The following is a 16358-nucleotide window of genomic DNA, read 5'->3' as shown; positions in this document are numbered from 1 at the left end:
GCGCATCGTCGTCGGTCGCGAGGGTGAGGGGCCGCGCATGATGGCCGCTCAGGGCTTATCGCGGTAACTTGAGGTTGCCCTTAGGCGGCCCGCTTACCAATGGCAACAAGACGCCGCTTGAACCTGGCCGGCGCGTGACATCGGGCACGCCCAATACGGCCCAATGGCTCGCTAGCAGGGCAGGCCGGCGCCCTTGGCTGTGCAAGCCTGCGCGTCAAGCTGCAGCGTCAGTCCGTCCGGCGTGCGGCCCAGCAGGCGCAGTTGCTTGAAGTCGGCTGCGTTGACCGCCGTGCTGCCGAGCGTGATCGACAGTGCGGCTGTCGCTGCGGCGGGTGCCAGGTTCAGTTCCGTCACGAGCTGTGCGCAAGCCGCGTCCCTGCAGAGCTGGGCCTTGGCCATCGCCGTGCCAGCGTAGACATAGCTCCAGGCCGGGCTGTAGGTCAGCTTGGCGGCGGCCGCCGCCTTCAGCGTCGTCAGCGCATTGAGGGAGGTTGTGCCCAATTGCGGCCAGGATTGCCCGGCAAGGTTGGCCGCCAGCGGCGGCGCGCCGGCCAGGTCCAGCTTGATGCGGTTGCCATCGGCGATGCCGTCGGCCGTGGTGGTCTCGGTGACGCAGTCGGCGTCCTTGTAGAAATCGATCTGCAAGGCCGGGCCGGCGCGCGCGACGTTGCGCGCCACCGCGTCGCCCGCCGCCCCGGTCAACGGCATCGAATAGGCGTTGGCGCCACGCGTTGCGCCGCTGGCGGGATCGAGGCTGGGCGTCGCGTCCGTGGCGCCAAGGCTCCACAGGCTGAGATTGGCCGCGCCGCTCACCTTCTTGAAATAGGCGATGGGCACGTCAGCGCCGCTGGTGTCCTTCTGGCTGACGCGCGCGCACTGCAGGGCGCCCACGACGGGGATGCGGATGTCCAGGAAACGCGCATAGCTGTCGGCGGCGGTGTTGTCGACGCGGCGCGTCAGCACCACGCGCGCATTCGCCGTGGCCTGCACGGCCACCCGGTTGCCGAGGAAGGACCAGCCGCCAGGCAGCTTGATGACGGCCTGCTCCACCCCCAGCGGCACTTGCACGCCGCTGCCGTTCTGGAAAATCAGGTTGACCCGGCAGCTCGGCGAGGCCGGCACGCTGAAGTCGCAGCGGCTCACCGGGCTGGGCAGCAGCTTGCCGCCGGTGAAGGACACCTCGTCGAAGGTGCCCGACAACCGGATGCACAGCAACTGGGCCGCGTCGGAGGCACCCGAGAAGGTCTGGCCGGCCGCCGTCACCCGCGTGCCGGCATTGAACAGCGGGATGAACTGGGGCTGGCAGTCCTTGCTGGCGGCGGCCGCGATCATCTTGGCAAAGAGGGCGTCGATGCCCGCCAGGTCGAGGCCGGCCGCGGCGCTGTCGAAGTTCAGGCTGCCCTGCGTCGTGCCCGGCTCCAGGTAAGCGGTGCCGGTGCCCAGGCGTGAGCTGAGCACGACATAGGGTTTGGTGTCGGTGCCGAAGGACACGCCCACGGTGTCCAGCAGCCGGTCCTGGCCGGTGTGCGAGCCCGGCGTCAGCGCCCCGGCCAGCAGGTCGAAGTCGCTGGCCAGGCCGGCGTCGGCAAGGGCCGGTGCGAGGGCGGTGCGCACTTGAGTCTGGGCGGTGGCCAGGGCGGTGTCGGGCAGGGTCGCCAGGGCCCCCGTCATCAGCGCATCGGGCGCCCGGCCGCTGGCCAAGACCGTGATGGCGCTGGTCAGCGGCGTCAGGTTCAGCGTGCCGCCGTTGTTGGTGACGCCCCAGAGGCAGATCTGTCGGTCGTTCAGGTTGCCGCAGGCTTCGACCCGGAAGGGGCCGGCGTTGGTCAGCGTGATGGGGCCGTAGGCGCCCGTGCCGGCGGTCACTTTCTTGGCGCTCGCGATGGACTTGCCGGTGGCGTCCAGCACGCGCACGGTGGCGTCGCTCAGGGCCAGGCCGGCAGAGACGACACCGGCAACTGGTGGCGCGGGGGGGATCGGCGTGGGAGCCGGCGTCGGAGTCGGCGCAGGTGCAGGCGTCGGCGCCGGTGTGGGCGCTGGCGTAGGGGCAGGCGCTGGCGTGGGTGCCGGTGCGGGAGTTGGAGCTGGTGCCGGAGTGGGTGCAGGCGTTGGCGCCGGCGTCGGCGCCGGGCTCGGCGCTGGCGAGGGGGCCGGGCTCGGCGAAGGCGACGGGCTGGGCGTCGGCACGGGCACCGGCATGGGCAGCGGGCTGGGCGCTGGTGCGGGCGGCGGCGGCTCGGGCGCCTCGCTGGGTGGGGCGCCGCCCCCGCCACCGCAGGCGGCCAGGGCCAGGGCCATGGGCCAGGCATAGCCGGACCGCCGGCGGGGAGCCGGCGGTGGGGTCAGCGGGAGTGGGGAAGCAGGGGAGGCAGAGTCGGGCATCCGGGCCAGCCGCGCGGAGGCGGCACAACGGTCAGGGTTGACCCGACTTTAGGCCGCGACGCCGCTGGCCGGTGGCCGGAACTGCGGGCCCGGCGTGGCCTTTTGCAGGTGATCAGTCGCGGTGGCCATGACCGTGGCCGTGGCCGCGACCGCGGTCGTGGTGATGATGGTCATGCCCCTCGTCGCGGCGCCAGTCGCGCTCGCGATGGACCACCACGTTCTGGCGGTACCAGCCGTCCTCGACGAAATAGACCGGGGCGCCGCAGGCGCCGTAATAGCTGCAGTGACGGCGCCAGTTGCGGCGGTGGTCGGGCGGCACCCACAGATAGACCGGCTGGGCGCGGTAGACCGGGCGGCCGATGATGACCGGTTGGGGTGCCCACAGCACCGGTTGCGGATAGCGACCGATGTCGACGCGCCCGTAGACGCCCGGTTGGCTGAACCCGATGGAGACGCCGACGTCGGCCGCCTGGGCGGTGGGCAGGGTGGTCAGCGCGGCCAGGCCCAGCAGGGTCGGCGCGATCCAGCGTGTGAAGGGGGTGCTGGGGGTGGTCATGAGGTGCTCCTGAGAAATGCGGCCGTGCCGCCGTGCCCAGTGAACGCCGCGCCGGGGGCGGTCGTTGTCAGCCTGCCAGCGCCGCGCCTGTAGGACAGGCGGCGCGAACCTGCGAATGCGGCCTTGTCCTACAGGCCGCCTCCCGTCCTGCCGACGCGGCGGGCCAGTGGTGGGCTCGATGCTTGCTGGCCTTGGCGTTGGAGCAGCATCGATGAGCGAAACCCTGCACACGGAGGTGCCCGCCGATGCGGCACAGCGGGCCGGGCTTGCCGCCTCCGTCTCGGCCGCCGAATTGGCGCTGGCGCAGAACGCCCGCTTCCTGGCGCGTTGCAGCCGCCTGGCCGGTGTCGGCGCCTGGGAATGGCAGGCCGACACGGGCAAGCTGACGCTGTCCGACTCGGCCTGCGAGCTGCTGGGTCTGCCGGCCGGCCAGGTGCCGACGCTGGCGGCCCTGCTGCAGCGCTTCGGGCCCGACGGCGCGGCCATGCTGGACGCCGCCTTGCAGCGCGCCGCCACCGATGGCGAGGGCTGGGATGTCGAGCTGCCTTACGAATCGTGTGCTGATGGGCGGCGCGTGCTGCGCGTCGTCGGCCGGTATGACGAGGACGAGACCGGGCGGCGCGTGGGCGTCGTCATGCTGGACGTCAGCGAGCCCGCGGAAGTGCGCGCCGAGCTCGAGCGCACGCTGGAACGCCTGGCGCTGGCCACCCACAGTGGCGGCATCGGCGTCTGGAGCCTGGACCTGCAGGACAACCGCCATGGCCAGCTGGCCTGGGACGACGCGATGTGGAAGCTGCATGGCGAGCCGCGGCAGGGCCAGATCAGCCTTGCGCGCTGGCGCCGGCGCCTGCACCCGCAGGACCGCCGCAACGCGATGGCGACCGTGCGCGCGGCCCTGCGCGACGGGCCGCAGCTGGACGGTGAGTGGCGGGTCTGCTGGCCCGACGGCAGCCTGCATGTGCTGCGCAGCTCGGGCCGCGTGCTGCGCGACGCCAGCGGCCGGCCGCTGCGGCTGTCAGGTGTCTGCTGGGACGTCAGCGAGGCGCGCCGCATGCAGCAGCAGTTGCAGGAGCAGCATGAGCTGCTGGAGGTGACGCTGCAGTCCATCGCCGATGCGGTACTGACGACCGACGCCCTGGGTCGCGTGACCTGGCTCAACCCCGTCGCCCAGCGCCTGACCGGCTGGGCGGCGGCCGAGGCGCGTGGCCAGCCCTCCAGCCGCGTCTTCCTGCCGCAGCGCGAGGAGACGGGCGAGTTGCTCGCCGACCCGGTGCGGCGCTGCCTGGACACCGGCCGCCCCACCCGCCTGCCGGCCGGTGCGATGCTGCTGAGCCGCGACGGCGAACTGCGCGCCGTGGACGACTCGGTCGCGCCCATCCGCGATGCCGACGGCCGTGTGCTCGGCGCCGTGCTGGTCTTTCGCGATGTCACGCAGCAGCGCCGCCAGTTCGACGAGATCCGCTGGCGCGCCAGCCACGACGGCCTGACCGGCCTCGTCAACCGCGTGGAATTCGGCCAGCGCCTGGCGCGCACGCTGGAGCGGGCCAAGCGTGACGGCAGCCACCATGCGCTGCTGGCTTTCGACCTGGACCGCTTCAAGCTCGTCAACGACCACTGCGGCCACGCCGCCGGCGACGAGGTGCTGCGCGAGGTGGCGCGGCGGCTGGAAGCCGGCGTGCGCGGCCGCGACACGGTGGCCCGGCTGGGCGGCGACGAGTTCGCAGCCATCCTCGAGAACTGCTCGCTGGACGAGGCCCTGCGCGTGGCGCAAAAACTCTGCGACGCGATGGACCAGTACCGCTATGTGCACGGCGAACAGCGCTTTCGCATCGGCACCAGCATCGGCGTGGCGCCGCTGGACGGGCGCTGGCCCGATGCCGACGCGGCCATGCGCGAGGCCGATGCCTGCTGCATGATCGCCAAGGAGCAGGGGCGCAACCGCGTGCAGCTGTGGGCGCCCGACGACGCCACCCTGCGCGCCCACCAGAGTGAACACCGCTGGGCCACGCGGCTGCAGCAGGCGCTGGACGAAGACCGTTTCGAGCTCGACCTGCAGCGCGTGCTGCCGGCTCAAGGGCTGGACGACGGCCGCCTGCGCGGCGAGCTGCTGCTGCGGCTGCGCGAGCCCGACGGCACGCGCGTGCTGCCCGGTGCCTTCATGCCGGCCGCCGAGCGTTTCCACCTCGCGCCGCGGCTGGACCGCTGGGTGCTGCGCCAGGCCGTCGAGCTGCTGCGGCGCGGCGGCCCGCCCGAGATCGCGTCGCTGTCCATCAACGTGTCGGCACTGACGCTGCAGGACGCGGTCTATCACCAGGAGGCGCGCGCGCTGCTGACCGAGCTCGGCCCCGAGCGGGCCAGGACACTGTGCCTGGAGATCACCGAGACGGCCGTCATCACCCAGCTCGGCGTGGCGGTGCGCTTCGTCCAGCAGATGCGCGCCCTGGGCGCGCGCATTGCGCTGGACGACTTTGGCGCGGGCGCCTCGTCCTACAGCTATCTGAAGGCGCTGCCGGTGGACCTGCTGAAGATCGACGGCCAGTTCGTCAAGGCGCTGATGACCGATCCGCTGGATCAGGTGGCCGTGCGCAGCTTCGTCGACGTGGCCCAGACCCTGGGCCTGACGACGGTGGCGGAGTGCGTGGAGACGCCCGAGGTGCTGCTGGAACTGGTGCGCCTGGGCGTGGGGGAGGTGCAGGGCTTCCTGCTGCACCGGCCCCAGCCGGTGGGCGAATTGCTGGCCCTGGGCGAAGAGGCCGTGCCGGCCTGAGCCTAGCGCGTGGGCTGGAGCTGGCGCGGGGCCACGTCGGCGCGCACCGGCTGGTCGCGGTCGTCGGCGTCGGCAGCCGTGGCCGGGGCATCGGCACGGGCGACCAGGGCGGTGTCATCGGGCGGCGTGGCGGACGGTGTCGCGTCACGGCCATCGGCGACCGCGCGCAGCGACACCTGCAGCCCGCGCGACAGATGCTCCTGCCAGCTGCGCAAGGTGTCGCCGGCCCGGTGCAGGGCGGCGCTCATCTGCACGTCCAGCGGGCGCGGGTCGTCGACGACGTCCAGGCCGGCGCTGGCGCCCAGGGCCGCGATGATGACCAGCATGGCCACCGCGTGGAAGCGGCGGCTGTGCAGCGACGGCGACACGGCATCGGCGTCGCGCGGCGACAGCGGCAGGTCCGGCAGCGGTCGATGGGCCGGCATTTGCTTGCGCCAACCCTCGGCGTGCAGAGATCGCGGGAATTGCATGGACACCCTCCTGGCTGCTTCTGAAGCGGGCCGCCGCGCTCTGTCGGCGCGGCCACCCTGACGACGGCAGTGTGGGTCGGGCAGCGGCGGCGCCATGTCGGCCCGCGCAAGCTTGGCTTGTAGGAATTCAGGAAGGGCTGGAGGCGCCCAGTTCGCCCGGCACGGTCACGGCGACGGGCTCGGGTTCCGGGTCCTCGCGCATCGGCAGGCGGGCCAGCACCAGCGTGCCACGGCCGGGCGCGGACAACAGCTGCAGCGTGCCGCCCAGGCTCTCGATGCGGTAACGCATGCCCAGCAGGCCATGGTGGCCGGCGCCCACGGCCTCGGGGTTGAAGCCCTGGCCGTCGTCGCGGATGTGCAGTTGCAGCCAGCCATCGGCTTCGGCCAGCGACACCCGCACATGCTTGGCCTTGGCGTGGCGCATCACATTGGTCAGGGCCTCCTGCACGAGGCGGTACATGGCCAGACGGCCGGCCTCGTCGCTGGGGCCTTCCATCAGTTCCAGGCTGAGCTGCAGGCCGGAGCGCTGCGCGAATTCCTGGGTCAGGATCTCCAGCGCCGGAATCAGGCCCAGGTTGGACAGCGCGGAGGGGCGCAGATCCTCGATGATGCGGCGCTTCAGCGCGATGCCCTGGTCGAGCAGCTCGCTCATGTGCTTGAGGCGCTCGTCGATCTCGGGCGCCGCGGTGCGCGTCATGCGGCGGATGCGGGCGACGTCGAGCTTGGCCGCCGTCAGCAGCGCGCCGAGCTCGTCGTGCAGCTCGCGGGCCAGGTGGGCGCGCTCGTCCTCGCGCACCGTCTGCAGGTGATGGGCCAGCTCGGTCAGTTCGGCGGTGCGGCGCGCCACCTCGCGGTCGAGCCGGTCGCGCTCCTGCGCCAGTTCCTTGGCATGCTCGCGGCGGGCCATGTGCAAGGCCTCGTTGCGACGCAGGAAGATGGCCAGGCCGAACAGGCTGACCAGCGTCAGGCCGTGCACGCCGATGCGGCCGTAGTTCAGTGAGCGCACGACGGCGTCGCGCTCGGTGGCGATCTGCGTGAGTTCGTGCTGGTCGAGCTGGCCGACGGCATCGCGCACGGCCTGCATCTTTTCGCGACCGATGTCGGACTCCACCAACCCGTGCCAGGCCGTGTCCTGCCCCTCGCGGTGGAGCTTGACCACCAGCTGCAGCTCGGAAAGCTTTTCACTGGCGCGCCGGCTGGCGTCGGCCACCAGGGCTTCCCATTCGGAGCTGGCGTACTGGCCGCGCAGCCGCGACAGTACATTGGGCAGCTCCTGCTCGGCCAGCTTGATCGGCGCGAGGTAGTCGTCTCGGCCCGTCAGCAGATAGCCGCGCTGGGCGGTCTCGGCGTCGGTCAGCAGCTCGCGCAGCCGCAGGCCGTCGTTGCGGGCCTGGTGGCGGGCCTGCGACTGGTTGAGCGCCTCGTCGGCGCCCCAGAACGCAGCCTCGCTGACGCCCATGACGGCGGCCGCCGCCAGCGCGGCGAAGCCGACGGCCAGACCGCGATTGCGGCTGGCACCTTCCAGCCAGGGATCGAGATGACGCAGCACCGTCAGCCGTTCAACTGGCTGCGGCGGCAGGGCGCGCTGCTGGGGCATGTTCGGCCAGTTCGGCGCAATAGCTGATGAGGTCGTCGAGCTCGCGGCTCTTGTCGAACACCCGTTCGGCACCGAGGCTGGCGCAGCGGCGGCGCATTTCCTCGGTGGCGTAGTTGGTCAGTACGACGCGGCGGGCTCGAAGACCGAGCTGCTGGGCGGCCTGCAGCACGCCCAGGCCGGTGCCGGAACGCAGGAAGACGTCGACGATGAAGAGATCTGCATTGGCATCGGGGTCCCGGCTCATCCAGCGCACCGCGCCGGCCTCGTCGGCCACCGACCCGACCACCTCGACCTGAGCCAGCTCCTCGAGCGTCGCAATCAGGTTCTCCAGGATCACCGGACTGTCTTCGACGATGAAGGCTCTGAGTGCTGGCATGGCCCGACGGCGGCGCGAGGGTTGATGGGTGTGGAGTATGGACCGCTTCCGCGTCGGGCCGGCAGTGCCGGCAGCGCATCGCGCTGTAGGACTTCTCCTAGGGGAAGTCCCTGAGCGGTGCGCTTACTGCGGGTGGCGGACGGCGATGTCGTTGCGCACGGCAACGACGCCGGAGGTCTCACGGGCCAGCTTTTCGGCCATGGCCTTTTCCTCGAAGGACTTGGCAAAGCCGGACAGCTGCACCGTGCCCTTCAGCGTTTCGACGCTGATGGCCATGGCACTGACCGTCGGGTCGGCGGCGAACTTGCCCTTGACGCGGGTGGTCAGCGCAGCGTCGTCGACATAGGCGCCGACGGTTTCCTGGTTGCGGGTGACGGCACAGCCGCTGGTGGCGGCCAGGGTGGCCGTGAGAGCGGTGGCGACGGCGAGGGTGATGACGGACTTGTTCAGCATTGCAGTTCTCCTTGGATGGCGGCTTCACGGAACCGCTGGAGTCGACTATCGCGGCGCGCCGATAGCGGCGGCATAGTCCCGTAGCGCGGCGCCCTGTCGGACTCGGCCGGCGCCGATGTAGGACTGCGACTCTCGCGGCGCGCATGGCAGGCTGCTACGCTGGGCGCACTCCCCCGGACAAAGCTCTCACCATGATCCGTATCGGCATCGTCGACGACCACGCCATCGTGCGCACCGGCCTGCGCCAGTTCCTGTCCGAGCATGTCGACCTGCGCGTCACGGGCGAAGGCGCCAGCGGCCACGATGCGCTGGAGATGGCGCGCGGCGGCGAGGTCGACGTGCTGCTGCTGGACATCTCCATGCCCGACCAGAGCGGCGTGGATGCGCTGGCCGCCATCAAGGCGCGCTTCCCTGAGTTGCCGGTGCTGATCCTGAGCGGCTTTCCCGAGGCGCATTACGCGACGACGCTGCTGCGTCAGGGCGCCAGCGGCTACCTCAACAAGGAATGCGATCCGGAAGAGATCGCCAACGCCATCCGCCTGGTGGCGCGGGGCCGGCGCTACATCAGCCCGGCGGTGGCGGAGCAGCTGGCGGACAGCGTGATGGGGGGTGGCAGCGGCGGCGCGGCGCCGGACAAGCCCCTGCACGAGGCGCTGTCGGAACGCGAGTTCCAGGTCTTCCTGCGCCTGGCCCAGGGCGAGACCGTGGGGCATATCGCCGAGGCCTTGTTCCTCAGCGTGAAGACCGTCAGCACCTACCGTACGCGCGTGCTCGAGAAGCTCAAGCTGGCCACCAACAGTGACCTGACCTATTACGCGCTGAAGAACGGGCTGATTCAGTAGTACCGCGTCTCGCCGCTCTCGGCCGAGACGTCATCGCCCAGCGTCCACGGCAGGGCGGACTCGTAGCCCAGCACCGCATCGTTGGCCGACGCAGCGGCCGGCGACCACCAGCGCGTCAGGGTCGTCCACAGCGGGCGATGGGGCGTGGCCTCGGCCAGCGGGTTCTGCGTCAGCGGTGCGTCGATGCTCATGAGGGGCTCCTGATGTGGGCCATAGCTTTGCCGCTGGCCGCCAGCCGCTGTATCAGCGGGCGGCGCTGTGGCCTGTCGGAGTGTTCTGACAGGGCTTGCCCTCACCCACAATGCGGGCGTGTCATCGCCTCGTCTTCTGCTGATCCTTGCCTGGCTGAGCCTCGTGGCGCTGCCGGCCGCCGCCTGCGAACTGCGCGTGCGCTGGAACCCCGACCCGCCGTACACGATGCGTGATGCTGCCGGCCACATCGTCGGCCTGCAGGCCGAGCTGACCGAGCAGACGCTGCAGCGCATGGGTTGCCGGGCGGTCTGGGTCGAACTGCCCTGGGCGCGCGCCCTGGTCGAACTGCAGGCCGGGCGCCTCGACGTGCTGCCGGGCGCGCTGCGCCGCCCCGAGCGCGAGGCCTATGCCCATTGGGTGGAGCAGCATGTGCTGGTCGCCAACCGGCTCTTCGTGCGCGCCGGCCGCGAGACCGATTTCGGCAGCGCGACGCGCCTGCAGGAAGCCTGGCGGCCGGGCTTCAAGCTGGGCGTGCAGATCGGTGTCGTCTATGGCCCGGACTATGCCGAGCTGCTCGGCAATGCGGCCTTCCGCGCGACGCTGACCCAGGCCTCGGCGCGGCGCAGCCTGTGGCAGATGCTGGAGATCGGCCGTGTGGACGGCGTGCTGGCCAGCGAGGCGACGGCGCGCTGGGAGCTGCGCGAGCTCGGCCTGGCGAGCCGCGTCGCGGCGACGGCCGTCGTGCTGTCCCACGAGCCCGCCCAGGTCATGTTCAGCAGGCGCTCGGTGGATGCCAGCCTGGTGCAGCGCTACCGCGAGGCGGCCGAGGCGCTGGAGAAGGACGGCACCCAGGCGCGCATCGTGCGCAGATACCTAGCCGACTAGGGCGGCGTCCAGGATCTGCCTGGCCTGCGGCACGGTCTGGGTGCCCAGCATGCGGCCGTCGCCGCCGAAGCGGGTCGCGATGAAGGCATCGGCCGCGGCGGTGGAAGACTGCTCGCGCATCAGCAAGCCCTGAGCGCACAGCACCAGGCCTTGCGCGACACGCCGGGCCTGGGCCTCCAGCGCGGCCGTGTCGCCGGTCAACAGCCGTCGCAGCGCCTGGACTTCAGCCTGCACCGGCGCATCGGGGCTGGTCGCGAACTCGTCGAGCAGGGCCAGGGCGACGTCCGGCTCGCGGGCGACGGCGCGCAGTACGTCCAGGGCCATCACATTGCCCGAGCCTTCCCAGATGGAGTTGACCGGCGCTTCGCGGTAGAGCCGCGCCAACACGCCGTCCTCGACATAGCCGTTGCCGCCCAGCAGCTCCATGGCCTCGCCGGTGCATTCGATGGCGCGTTTGCAGACCCACAGCTTGGCGGCCGGCGTCATCAGGCGCTGCCAGGCTGGCTCGTTGCTCTCGAAGCCGCGCGCCAGGCGCAGCATCAGGCGCATCGCAGCCTCGCTTTCCAGCGCCAGGTCGGCCAGCACGCTCTGCATCAGCGGCTGCTCGGCCAGGTGACGCCCGAAGGCGCTGCGTTCACGGGCGTTGTGCAGGGCCTGGACCAGGCCGGCACGCAGCAGGGCCGCGCTGCCGATGACGCAGTTCAGCCGCGTGTAGCCGGCCATCTCGATCAGCGTCGGGATGCCGCGGCCCTCGTCGCCGAGGCGGCGTGCCCAGGCGCCGTGGAACTCGACCTCGCTGCTGGCGTTGCTGCGGTTGCCGAGCTTGTCCTTCAGGCGCATCACGTGGATGGCATTGCGCGTGCCGTCGGGCGTGTAGCGCGGCAGCCAGAAGCAGGTCGGGCCAGCGTCGGTGCGGGCCAGCACGAGGTGGGCGTCGCTGGTCGGCGCGGAGAAGAACCATTTGTGGCCGGTGATGGCATAGCTGCCATCGGCCTGCTCGACGGCTTCGGTCGTCACGCGGCGCAGGTCGGAGCCGCCCTGCTTTTCGGTCATGCCCATGCCGACCCAGATCGACGGCTTCTCGGTCAGCGGCCGGTCCAGCGGGTCGTGCTCACGGCTGAAGAACTTGTCGCGCAGCGGGGCGAACAGCTCGGGTTGCCTGGCGAGCACGGGAATCGCCGCCTGGGTCATCGTGGCCGGGCACAGCGAGCCGGCCTCGACCTGGCCGTGCAGATAGCAGCCAGCGGCGAACTGGGTCCAGCGACCGGGCGTGTCGGTGGCGAAGACGTCGCCGACCAGGCCCTGGCGGCGGTACATCGCCAGCAGCGCATGCCAGCTGGGATGGAAGTCGACGAGGTCGATGCGGCGGCCGCGGGCGTCGAGCTGGCGCAGCTGCGGGCCGTGGCGGTTGGCGTCGCGGGCGAGCTGGGCGGTCTCGGCGCTGCCGAGTTCGGCGCCATAGCGCGTCAGCGGTTCGACGGCCTGGGGCGCGGCCTCGCGCAGCGCAGTCAGCAAGGCCGGGTCAGTCGCCAGCAGGTTGTGGCCGACCCATTCGTCGACGAGGTTGGCCTGCATGCTCAATCCGAAACGCCGGGTTCGGCCATCAGCTGGCCCTTGCCGGCGCGCTTGGCTTCGTAGAGGGCGGTCTCGGCGCGGCGCTGCAGGTCGGGCACGCCGCGGTCGCCGGGGCGCAGCTTGGCCCAGCCGGCGCTGAAGGACAGCGGCATGCCCAGCTCGGCCGGCGCGCGCTCGGCCAGGGCCTTGCGCAGGCGGGCGTCCAGGGCTTGCGGGCCCTCGGGCAGGCAGCGCGCCATCAGCACGCCGAACTGCTCGCCGGCCAGTCGGCCGGCCAGGTCGCCCAGGCGCATCTGGGCCTGCACGCAGCTGGCGAACAGGGCCAGGGCGCGGTCGGCGAAATCCATGTCGCGCTCGGCCTGCAGCGTCGCGAAGTCGTCCAGGTCCAGCACGACCAGGGCCAGCGGCTCTTCGTAGCGGCGCGCCATCGAGATGAGATCGACGGAGCGTTGCGTGAAGGCATTGCGGTCGGTCAGCCCGGTCAGGCCGTCGGTCTGGGCCAGGCGGGCCAGTTCGGCCTCGGTCTGGCCGCGCCAGGCCAGCAGCAGCATGGGCAGGCTCAGCAGCAGCGCGAGCTGGCCGGCCAGGGCCAGCAGCAGATCGGGCAAGGGCGCCGTATCGCCGAGCAGGGTGGCTGCGGCGCGGCCGAGCATGGCGGCCAGCAGGGGCAGCACGGCGGCCAGGCCGAGCAGGCGCCAGCGGCGGCTGTTCAGGCCTTGCAGCACGGTCGCGCGTTGGGGCAGGGTCAGGGCCACGCCCAGCCAGGCGAGCTGGGCGCCGAGCACCGCATCGGCCAGCGTCTGGGCGGCGGCGTGATCGCCAGCCAGCAGTGCATGGCCGACGCCCAGCAGCAGCGGTGCCGCCGCCATCACCCAGCGCCCGGGCCGCGGTGTCAGCCACAGGCCCAGGGCCCACCACAGCGCGGACAGGCCGAGGCTGATGACGGCCAGGCCGATGCTGTGCAGGCCCGGCGGCGCCGTGAAGCGTCCGGCCAGGGCGGGGCTGACGAGGGCCAGGCCGAGGGCCAGGCCCGTCATGCCGACCTGGGCCCAGCGCCCGCCGGCATTGGCGCCGCGCCAGCCGATCAGCGTGATCAACACCAACGCCGCGGCCAGCGCCTGCATGGGCATCAGCGCGAACAGGGCTTCGACGAAAGTCATTTCTTGAAGGGGATGGGGGTTTCGCGAGGCACCGGGACCGCTGTCACGCTGTTCTGCGGCGAGCCGTCGATGAGGCGGTCGGAATAGGTCAGGTAGACCAGCGTGTTGCGCGCCGGGTCCACCATGCGCACGATGCGCAGTCGCTTGAAGACCAGCGAGATGCGCTCGTTGAAGACCTCTTCCTGACGCGGCAGCGGCTGGGTGATCGTGATCGGCCCGACCTGGCGGCAGGCGATGGAGGCTTCGGCCTTGTCCTCGGCCAGGCCGATGGCGCCCTTGATGCCGCCTGTCTTGGCGCGCGACACATAGCAGGTCACGCCTTGCACCTTGGGGTCGTCGTGGGCGTCGACGACGACCTTGTGGTCGGGGCCGATGAGCTTGAAGGCGGTGTCGACCGAGCCAATCGGCTCGGCCCGGGCCAGGGTGGTGGCGGCGAGCAGCAGAACAAGGGCGGCGTGCTTCATCGGGCCAGTCTAGGGCCTGTTCGCTTCATGGCAATGGGTCGCGAAGGTAAGTCGCCAGCGCGCAATCAAGGCGCAGCGCACAGCCCGCACTCGTGTGCGGGCAAGCGATGCAACGCAGAGTGCGCCCTGGCGGCTTGCCTTCCCGAAGGGTTGTGGCTCAGCAAGGTTCAGCGTGAAGCGTTCCGCAGCCGCCAGCCACAACGCGGCCCGTGGACATGGGGCGAACAGGCTCTATAGCGCGCAGGCGCCGGCCGGGGCGGGCACGGCAGCCTGGCGGCCCGTGAAGCGCGGGCGCTCGGGGCGGCTCAGGTCGAAATGGCTGAGCTGGTCGCTGCGCTGGTTGCACACATACAGATGCTGGCCGGCGCGGCCGGCGCTGCGTGGGTAGCTGCCATGCACCCAGTGGTGGTCGAGCAGGCGCGGGCCGGCGGGACGGGCCAGGGAGATGACGGCCAGGCTGTCGTGCAGGCGGTTCAGGGCGTACAGATGCTTGCTGCCCGGGGCGACGAGCAGGTCGGACGCATAGCTGGTGCCGGCAAAGCCGGCCGGCAGCACCGAGATCTCGCCGTGCAGGCGCGGCCCGGCAGCGGTCAGCTCGACGGTCGACAGCGTGGACGATTCCTCCTGCAGCACATAGACCCAGCGCGGGTCTGTCGGATGGAAGGCGAAGTGGCGCGGGCCGGAGCCGGCGCTGAGGGCCAGCTCTTGCGCCGGCGCTTGCGGAATGCCAGGTGACAGCGGCCAGACCAGCAGCTTGTCGCGACCCAAGTCGGTGCCGAGCAGCCAGCGGCCGTCGGGGCTGGCCTGGATCATGTGGGCGTGCGGCGCGTCGTGGCCGCTGTTGGCCTGGCTGCCGGGCGGGCCCTTCACCGCCCGCTGCGGGCCGGGGCCGCAGTCGGGGCCGGTGCAGCTGGCCCAGCTCTCGGCCGCACCGAGGCGGCCGTCCGCTTGCAAAGGCAGGGCGGCGAAACGGGCGTCGCCATAGTGGGCGACCCACGCACGGCCCGCGCTCAGCGACAGCTGCGCGGGGCTGCGGCCGCCGCTGGGTTGGCGCTGCAGCAGCTCGAGCCGGCCCTGCGCGTCCTGGGCGTAGACAGCAACATGGTCGCCACCTTCTTCAGCGGCATAGACGTGACGACCGTGGGCCGCCACCCAGCTCGGGCTGTTGGCGTTGGACGTCAGGCCAATGGGTTTCAGGCTGCCGTCGGTGGCGATGGCAAAGCTGTAGATGCCCTGGCCGAGTGGGGCATAAGTGCCGACATGCAGGAAGCGGGGCGAGGGCGTGGCGGCGGTGGCGGGCATCAAGGCAGCGGCGGGCAGGCTCAGCAGGTGGCGGCGTTGCATCAGGAAAATTGCGTGGTGATGGCGTCGACGACGCGGTCGGCCTCGTCGACGACGGCCATCCAGGCCCATTTGTCGAAGGTGGTGCAGGGGTGGCTGGGCCCGAGGGCGACACGTTCGCCCACGGCCGGACCGTCGCATTCGCTCGGGTCCCAGCGCAGATAGGCATGCTGGTCGTTCAGCCCCGTCACGCGCCAGCCCGCCGGAGCTTTGGTCCGTTCGGCGCCTTGCAGATGCCAGACCGGCAACGGCCAGCCCGCGTCGAAGGACAGGTCGCGCCGGCCGGCGTTCAGCATCGCCAGGCCGGGCTCGGGGCAGGACAGCACCTGGGTCCAGACCTCCAGCGCCGGCAGCAGGCTGGGCGAACTGAGCGGCGTGCCCATGCGCGCGTCCATGGTCTGCATATAGCGGCCGTAGTGTTCGTGGTCATGGCAGACATAGCAGCCCGAGCGCAACAGGCCCAGGCGACCGGGCTGGCCGGCCAGCACCGGCGCGACCAGATCGAAGGCGGCCGAGCCGCCGCCGCTGAGCCACATCGGCCGCGCGTCGACGTCCAGCAGTCCCTCGGCCTCGATGGCGTCCAGCAGGGCCTGGATGCGTGCCTGCCATTGCTGCATCAGTGCGCGGTCGGCGGCGTTCTCGCCCTTGATCTGCAGGCCTTCATAGAAACCGACGCCGCGCAGCCGCAAGGCCGGGTGGGTCTGGAGGGCGCGGGCCAGGGCCAGCGCCGGTTCATGCTCGCGCACACCGCAGCGCGAGGTGCCGAGCTCGACCAGCACATCCACGCGCGCTTCACCCCTGCCGAGCTGGGCCCAGTGCGTCGCGAGCAGGTCGAGCTGGGCCTGCGAGTCGACGAAGAAGGCCAGCTCCAGGCCGGCGTGGCGGCGGCGCAGGTCCAGCAGTTCGGCCAGTTCGGCCGCGCTGATGAGCTGGTTGGCGATCAGCGCCCGCCGCGCGCCGGCCGCGAGGCCCAGGCGCAGCTGGTGCACATTGGCAAACGTGAGGCCCCAGGCGCCGGCGTCGAGCTGGCGGCGGAACAGCTGCGGGCTCATCGTCGTCTTGCCATGCGGCGCAAGCTCGACGCCGTGGCGGGCCGCGAAGTCCTGCATCCAGGCGATGTTGTGGGCCAGGGCCTGCTGGCGCACGACGGCCAGCGGCATGGGGAGGTCGGCGTCATGCAGCGTCCAGCCGCGCTGGGCGACATCGGCCAGCGGAACCGGCGGCTGCAGCGCCGGAAAACCTTTCAGCCAGGGGCCCAGCCAGCCGGCGCGCGGGGTGTTGTGGTCGTCGTGATCCAT

16 protein-coding genes are annotated in these 16358 nt (G+C 71.5%); 4 read left to right on the top strand and 12 right to left on the bottom strand.

Annotated features, from left to right (window positions below):
• Nucleotides 1-171 precede the first annotated feature (171 nt).
• Entirely contained in the window at nucleotides 172-1914 is a 1743-nt protein-coding gene (locus tag AC1DW3_RS15855) for a hypothetical protein (protein WP_477932566.1), read from the bottom strand.
• A 181-nt stretch (nucleotides 1915-2095) separates the two neighbouring features.
• On the opposite strand from AC1DW3_RS15855, the gene AC1DW3_RS15850 reads away from it, so the two are divergent.
• Entirely contained in the window at nucleotides 2096-2311 is a 216-nt protein-coding gene (locus AC1DW3_RS15850; RefSeq protein WP_477932564.1) for a hypothetical protein, read from the top strand.
• A 183-nt stretch (nucleotides 2312-2494) separates the two neighbouring features.
• Here AC1DW3_RS15850 and AC1DW3_RS15845 read toward each other — a convergent pair whose 3' ends face one another.
• Nucleotides 2495-2938, bottom strand: a complete 444-nt coding sequence (locus AC1DW3_RS15845) for a hypothetical protein (RefSeq protein WP_477932562.1) — start codon at nucleotides 2936-2938, stop codon at nucleotides 2495-2497.
• A 211-nt stretch (nucleotides 2939-3149) separates the two neighbouring features.
• Here AC1DW3_RS15845 and AC1DW3_RS15840 point away from each other — a divergent pair, with 211 nt between their 5' ends.
• Complete coding sequence (locus AC1DW3_RS15840) at nucleotides 3150-5705, top strand: EAL domain-containing protein (RefSeq protein WP_477932560.1); 2556 nt, start codon at nucleotides 3150-3152, stop codon at nucleotides 5703-5705.
• Between the two features lie 2 nt (nucleotides 5706-5707).
• Here AC1DW3_RS15840 and AC1DW3_RS15835 read toward each other — a convergent pair whose 3' ends face one another.
• The 4 genes from AC1DW3_RS15835 to AC1DW3_RS15820 form a co-directional block, all read right to left on the bottom strand.
• Nucleotides 5708-6175 (bottom strand): hypothetical protein, encoded by a 468-nt coding sequence (locus AC1DW3_RS15835; RefSeq protein WP_477932559.1) that lies wholly within the window; start codon nucleotides 6173-6175, stop codon nucleotides 5708-5710.
• Nucleotides 6176-6302: 127 nt separating this feature from the next.
• Nucleotides 6303-7772, bottom strand: a complete 1470-nt coding sequence (locus AC1DW3_RS15830; RefSeq protein ID WP_477932557.1) for a CHASE3 domain-containing protein — start codon at nucleotides 7770-7772, stop codon at nucleotides 6303-6305.
• Nucleotides 7735-8148 carry a response regulator transcription factor gene (locus AC1DW3_RS15825; protein ID WP_477932555.1) on the bottom strand — a complete coding sequence of 138 codons (414 nt, stop codon included), beginning with the start codon at nucleotides 8146-8148 and terminating at the stop codon, nucleotides 7735-7737. Before AC1DW3_RS15825 ends, AC1DW3_RS15830 begins: the two co-directional genes overlap by 38 nt.
• A gap of 123 nt (nucleotides 8149-8271) precedes the next feature.
• Nucleotides 8272-8601: a BON domain-containing protein gene (locus AC1DW3_RS15820; RefSeq protein ID WP_477932553.1), complete on the bottom strand. Its 330-nt coding sequence runs from the start codon at nucleotides 8599-8601 to the stop codon at nucleotides 8272-8274.
• Between the two features lie 191 nt (nucleotides 8602-8792).
• Here AC1DW3_RS15820 and AC1DW3_RS15815 point away from each other — a divergent pair, with 191 nt between their 5' ends.
• On the top strand, nucleotides 8793-9443 hold the full coding sequence (locus AC1DW3_RS15815; RefSeq protein WP_477932551.1) for a response regulator: 651 nt from the start codon (nucleotides 8793-8795) through the stop codon (nucleotides 9441-9443).
• On the opposite strand, the gene AC1DW3_RS15810 is transcribed toward AC1DW3_RS15815, so the two are convergent.
• Complete coding sequence (locus tag AC1DW3_RS15810) at nucleotides 9437-9634, bottom strand: hypothetical protein (RefSeq protein ID WP_477932549.1); 198 nt, start codon at nucleotides 9632-9634, stop codon at nucleotides 9437-9439. The two genes, AC1DW3_RS15815 and AC1DW3_RS15810, sit on opposite strands and share 7 nt — an antisense overlap.
• Nucleotides 9635-9752: 118 nt before the next feature.
• Here AC1DW3_RS15810 and AC1DW3_RS15805 point away from each other — a divergent pair, with 118 nt between their 5' ends.
• Entirely contained in the window at nucleotides 9753-10520 is a 768-nt protein-coding gene (locus tag AC1DW3_RS15805) for a substrate-binding periplasmic protein (protein ID WP_477932547.1), read from the top strand.
• Here AC1DW3_RS15805 and AC1DW3_RS15800 read toward each other — a convergent pair.
• From AC1DW3_RS15800 to AC1DW3_RS15780, 5 genes are all read right to left on the bottom strand, one after another.
• Complete coding sequence (locus AC1DW3_RS15800; protein WP_477932545.1) at nucleotides 10509-12095, bottom strand: acyl-CoA dehydrogenase family protein; 1587 nt, start codon at nucleotides 12093-12095, stop codon at nucleotides 10509-10511. The two genes, AC1DW3_RS15805 and AC1DW3_RS15800, sit on opposite strands and share 12 nt — an antisense overlap.
• Nucleotides 12096-12097: 2 nt before the next feature.
• Nucleotides 12098-13255, bottom strand: a complete 1158-nt coding sequence (locus AC1DW3_RS15795; protein ID WP_477932543.1) for a GGDEF domain-containing protein — start codon at nucleotides 13253-13255, stop codon at nucleotides 12098-12100.
• A complete protein-coding gene (locus AC1DW3_RS15790) occupies nucleotides 13252-13719 on the bottom strand; it encodes a CreA family protein (RefSeq protein WP_477932541.1) in 468 nt (155 codons plus the stop codon). Before AC1DW3_RS15790 ends, AC1DW3_RS15795 begins: the two co-directional genes overlap by 4 nt.
• Nucleotides 13720-13950: 231 nt before the next feature.
• Nucleotides 13951-15063: a lactonase family protein gene (locus AC1DW3_RS15785; protein ID WP_477932539.1), complete on the bottom strand. Its 1113-nt coding sequence runs from the start codon at nucleotides 15061-15063 to the stop codon at nucleotides 13951-13953.
• Nucleotides 15063-16358, bottom strand: coding sequence for an alanine racemase (locus AC1DW3_RS15780; protein ID WP_477932537.1), 1296 nt, complete (start codon nucleotides 16356-16358; stop codon nucleotides 15063-15065). Before AC1DW3_RS15780 ends, AC1DW3_RS15785 begins: the two co-directional genes overlap by 1 nt.

The sequence above is a fragment of the Roseateles sp. P2_H4 genome, assembly GCF_056403315.1.
This window is presented reverse-complemented; position numbering and strand designations above follow the sequence as displayed.

What these genes read in the sequence shown, in the direction of transcription:
- AC1DW3_RS15835 (WP_477932559.1), bottom strand. Translation starts at nt 6,175, where the DNA reads ATGCAATTCCCGCGATCTCTGCACGCCGAGGGTTGGCGCAAGCAAATG.
- AC1DW3_RS15785 (WP_477932539.1), bottom strand. Translation starts at nt 15,063, where the DNA reads ATGCAACGCCGCCACCTGCTGAGCCTGCCCGCCGCTGCCTTGATGCCC.
- AC1DW3_RS15795 (WP_477932543.1), bottom strand. Translation starts at nt 13,255, where the DNA reads ATGACTTTCGTCGAAGCCCTGTTCGCGCTGATGCCCATGCAGGCGCTG.
- AC1DW3_RS15830 (WP_477932557.1), bottom strand. Translation starts at nt 7,772, where the DNA reads ATGCCCCAGCAGCGCGCCCTGCCGCCGCAGCCAGTTGAACGGCTGACG.
- AC1DW3_RS15800 (WP_477932545.1), bottom strand. Translation starts at nt 12,095, where the DNA reads ATGCAGGCCAACCTCGTCGACGAATGGGTCGGCCACAACCTGCTGGCG.
- AC1DW3_RS15820 (WP_477932553.1), bottom strand. Translation starts at nt 8,601, where the DNA reads ATGCTGAACAAGTCCGTCATCACCCTCGCCGTCGCCACCGCTCTCACG.
- AC1DW3_RS15825 (WP_477932555.1), bottom strand. Translation starts at nt 8,148, where the DNA reads ATGCCAGCACTCAGAGCCTTCATCGTCGAAGACAGTCCGGTGATCCTG.
- AC1DW3_RS15840 (WP_477932560.1), top strand. Translation starts at nt 3,150, where the DNA reads ATGAGCGAAACCCTGCACACGGAGGTGCCCGCCGATGCGGCACAGCGG.
- AC1DW3_RS15815 (WP_477932551.1), top strand. Translation starts at nt 8,793, where the DNA reads ATGATCCGTATCGGCATCGTCGACGACCACGCCATCGTGCGCACCGGC.
- AC1DW3_RS15810 (WP_477932549.1), bottom strand. Translation starts at nt 9,634, where the DNA reads ATGAGCATCGACGCACCGCTGACGCAGAACCCGCTGGCCGAGGCCACG.
- AC1DW3_RS15780 (WP_477932537.1), bottom strand. Translation starts at nt 16,358, where the DNA reads ATGGATCACGACGACCACAACACCCCGCGCGCCGGCTGGCTGGGCCCC.
- AC1DW3_RS15790 (WP_477932541.1), bottom strand. Translation starts at nt 13,719, where the DNA reads ATGAAGCACGCCGCCCTTGTTCTGCTGCTCGCCGCCACCACCCTGGCC.
- AC1DW3_RS15845 (WP_477932562.1), bottom strand. Translation starts at nt 2,938, where the DNA reads ATGACCACCCCCAGCACCCCCTTCACACGCTGGATCGCGCCGACCCTG.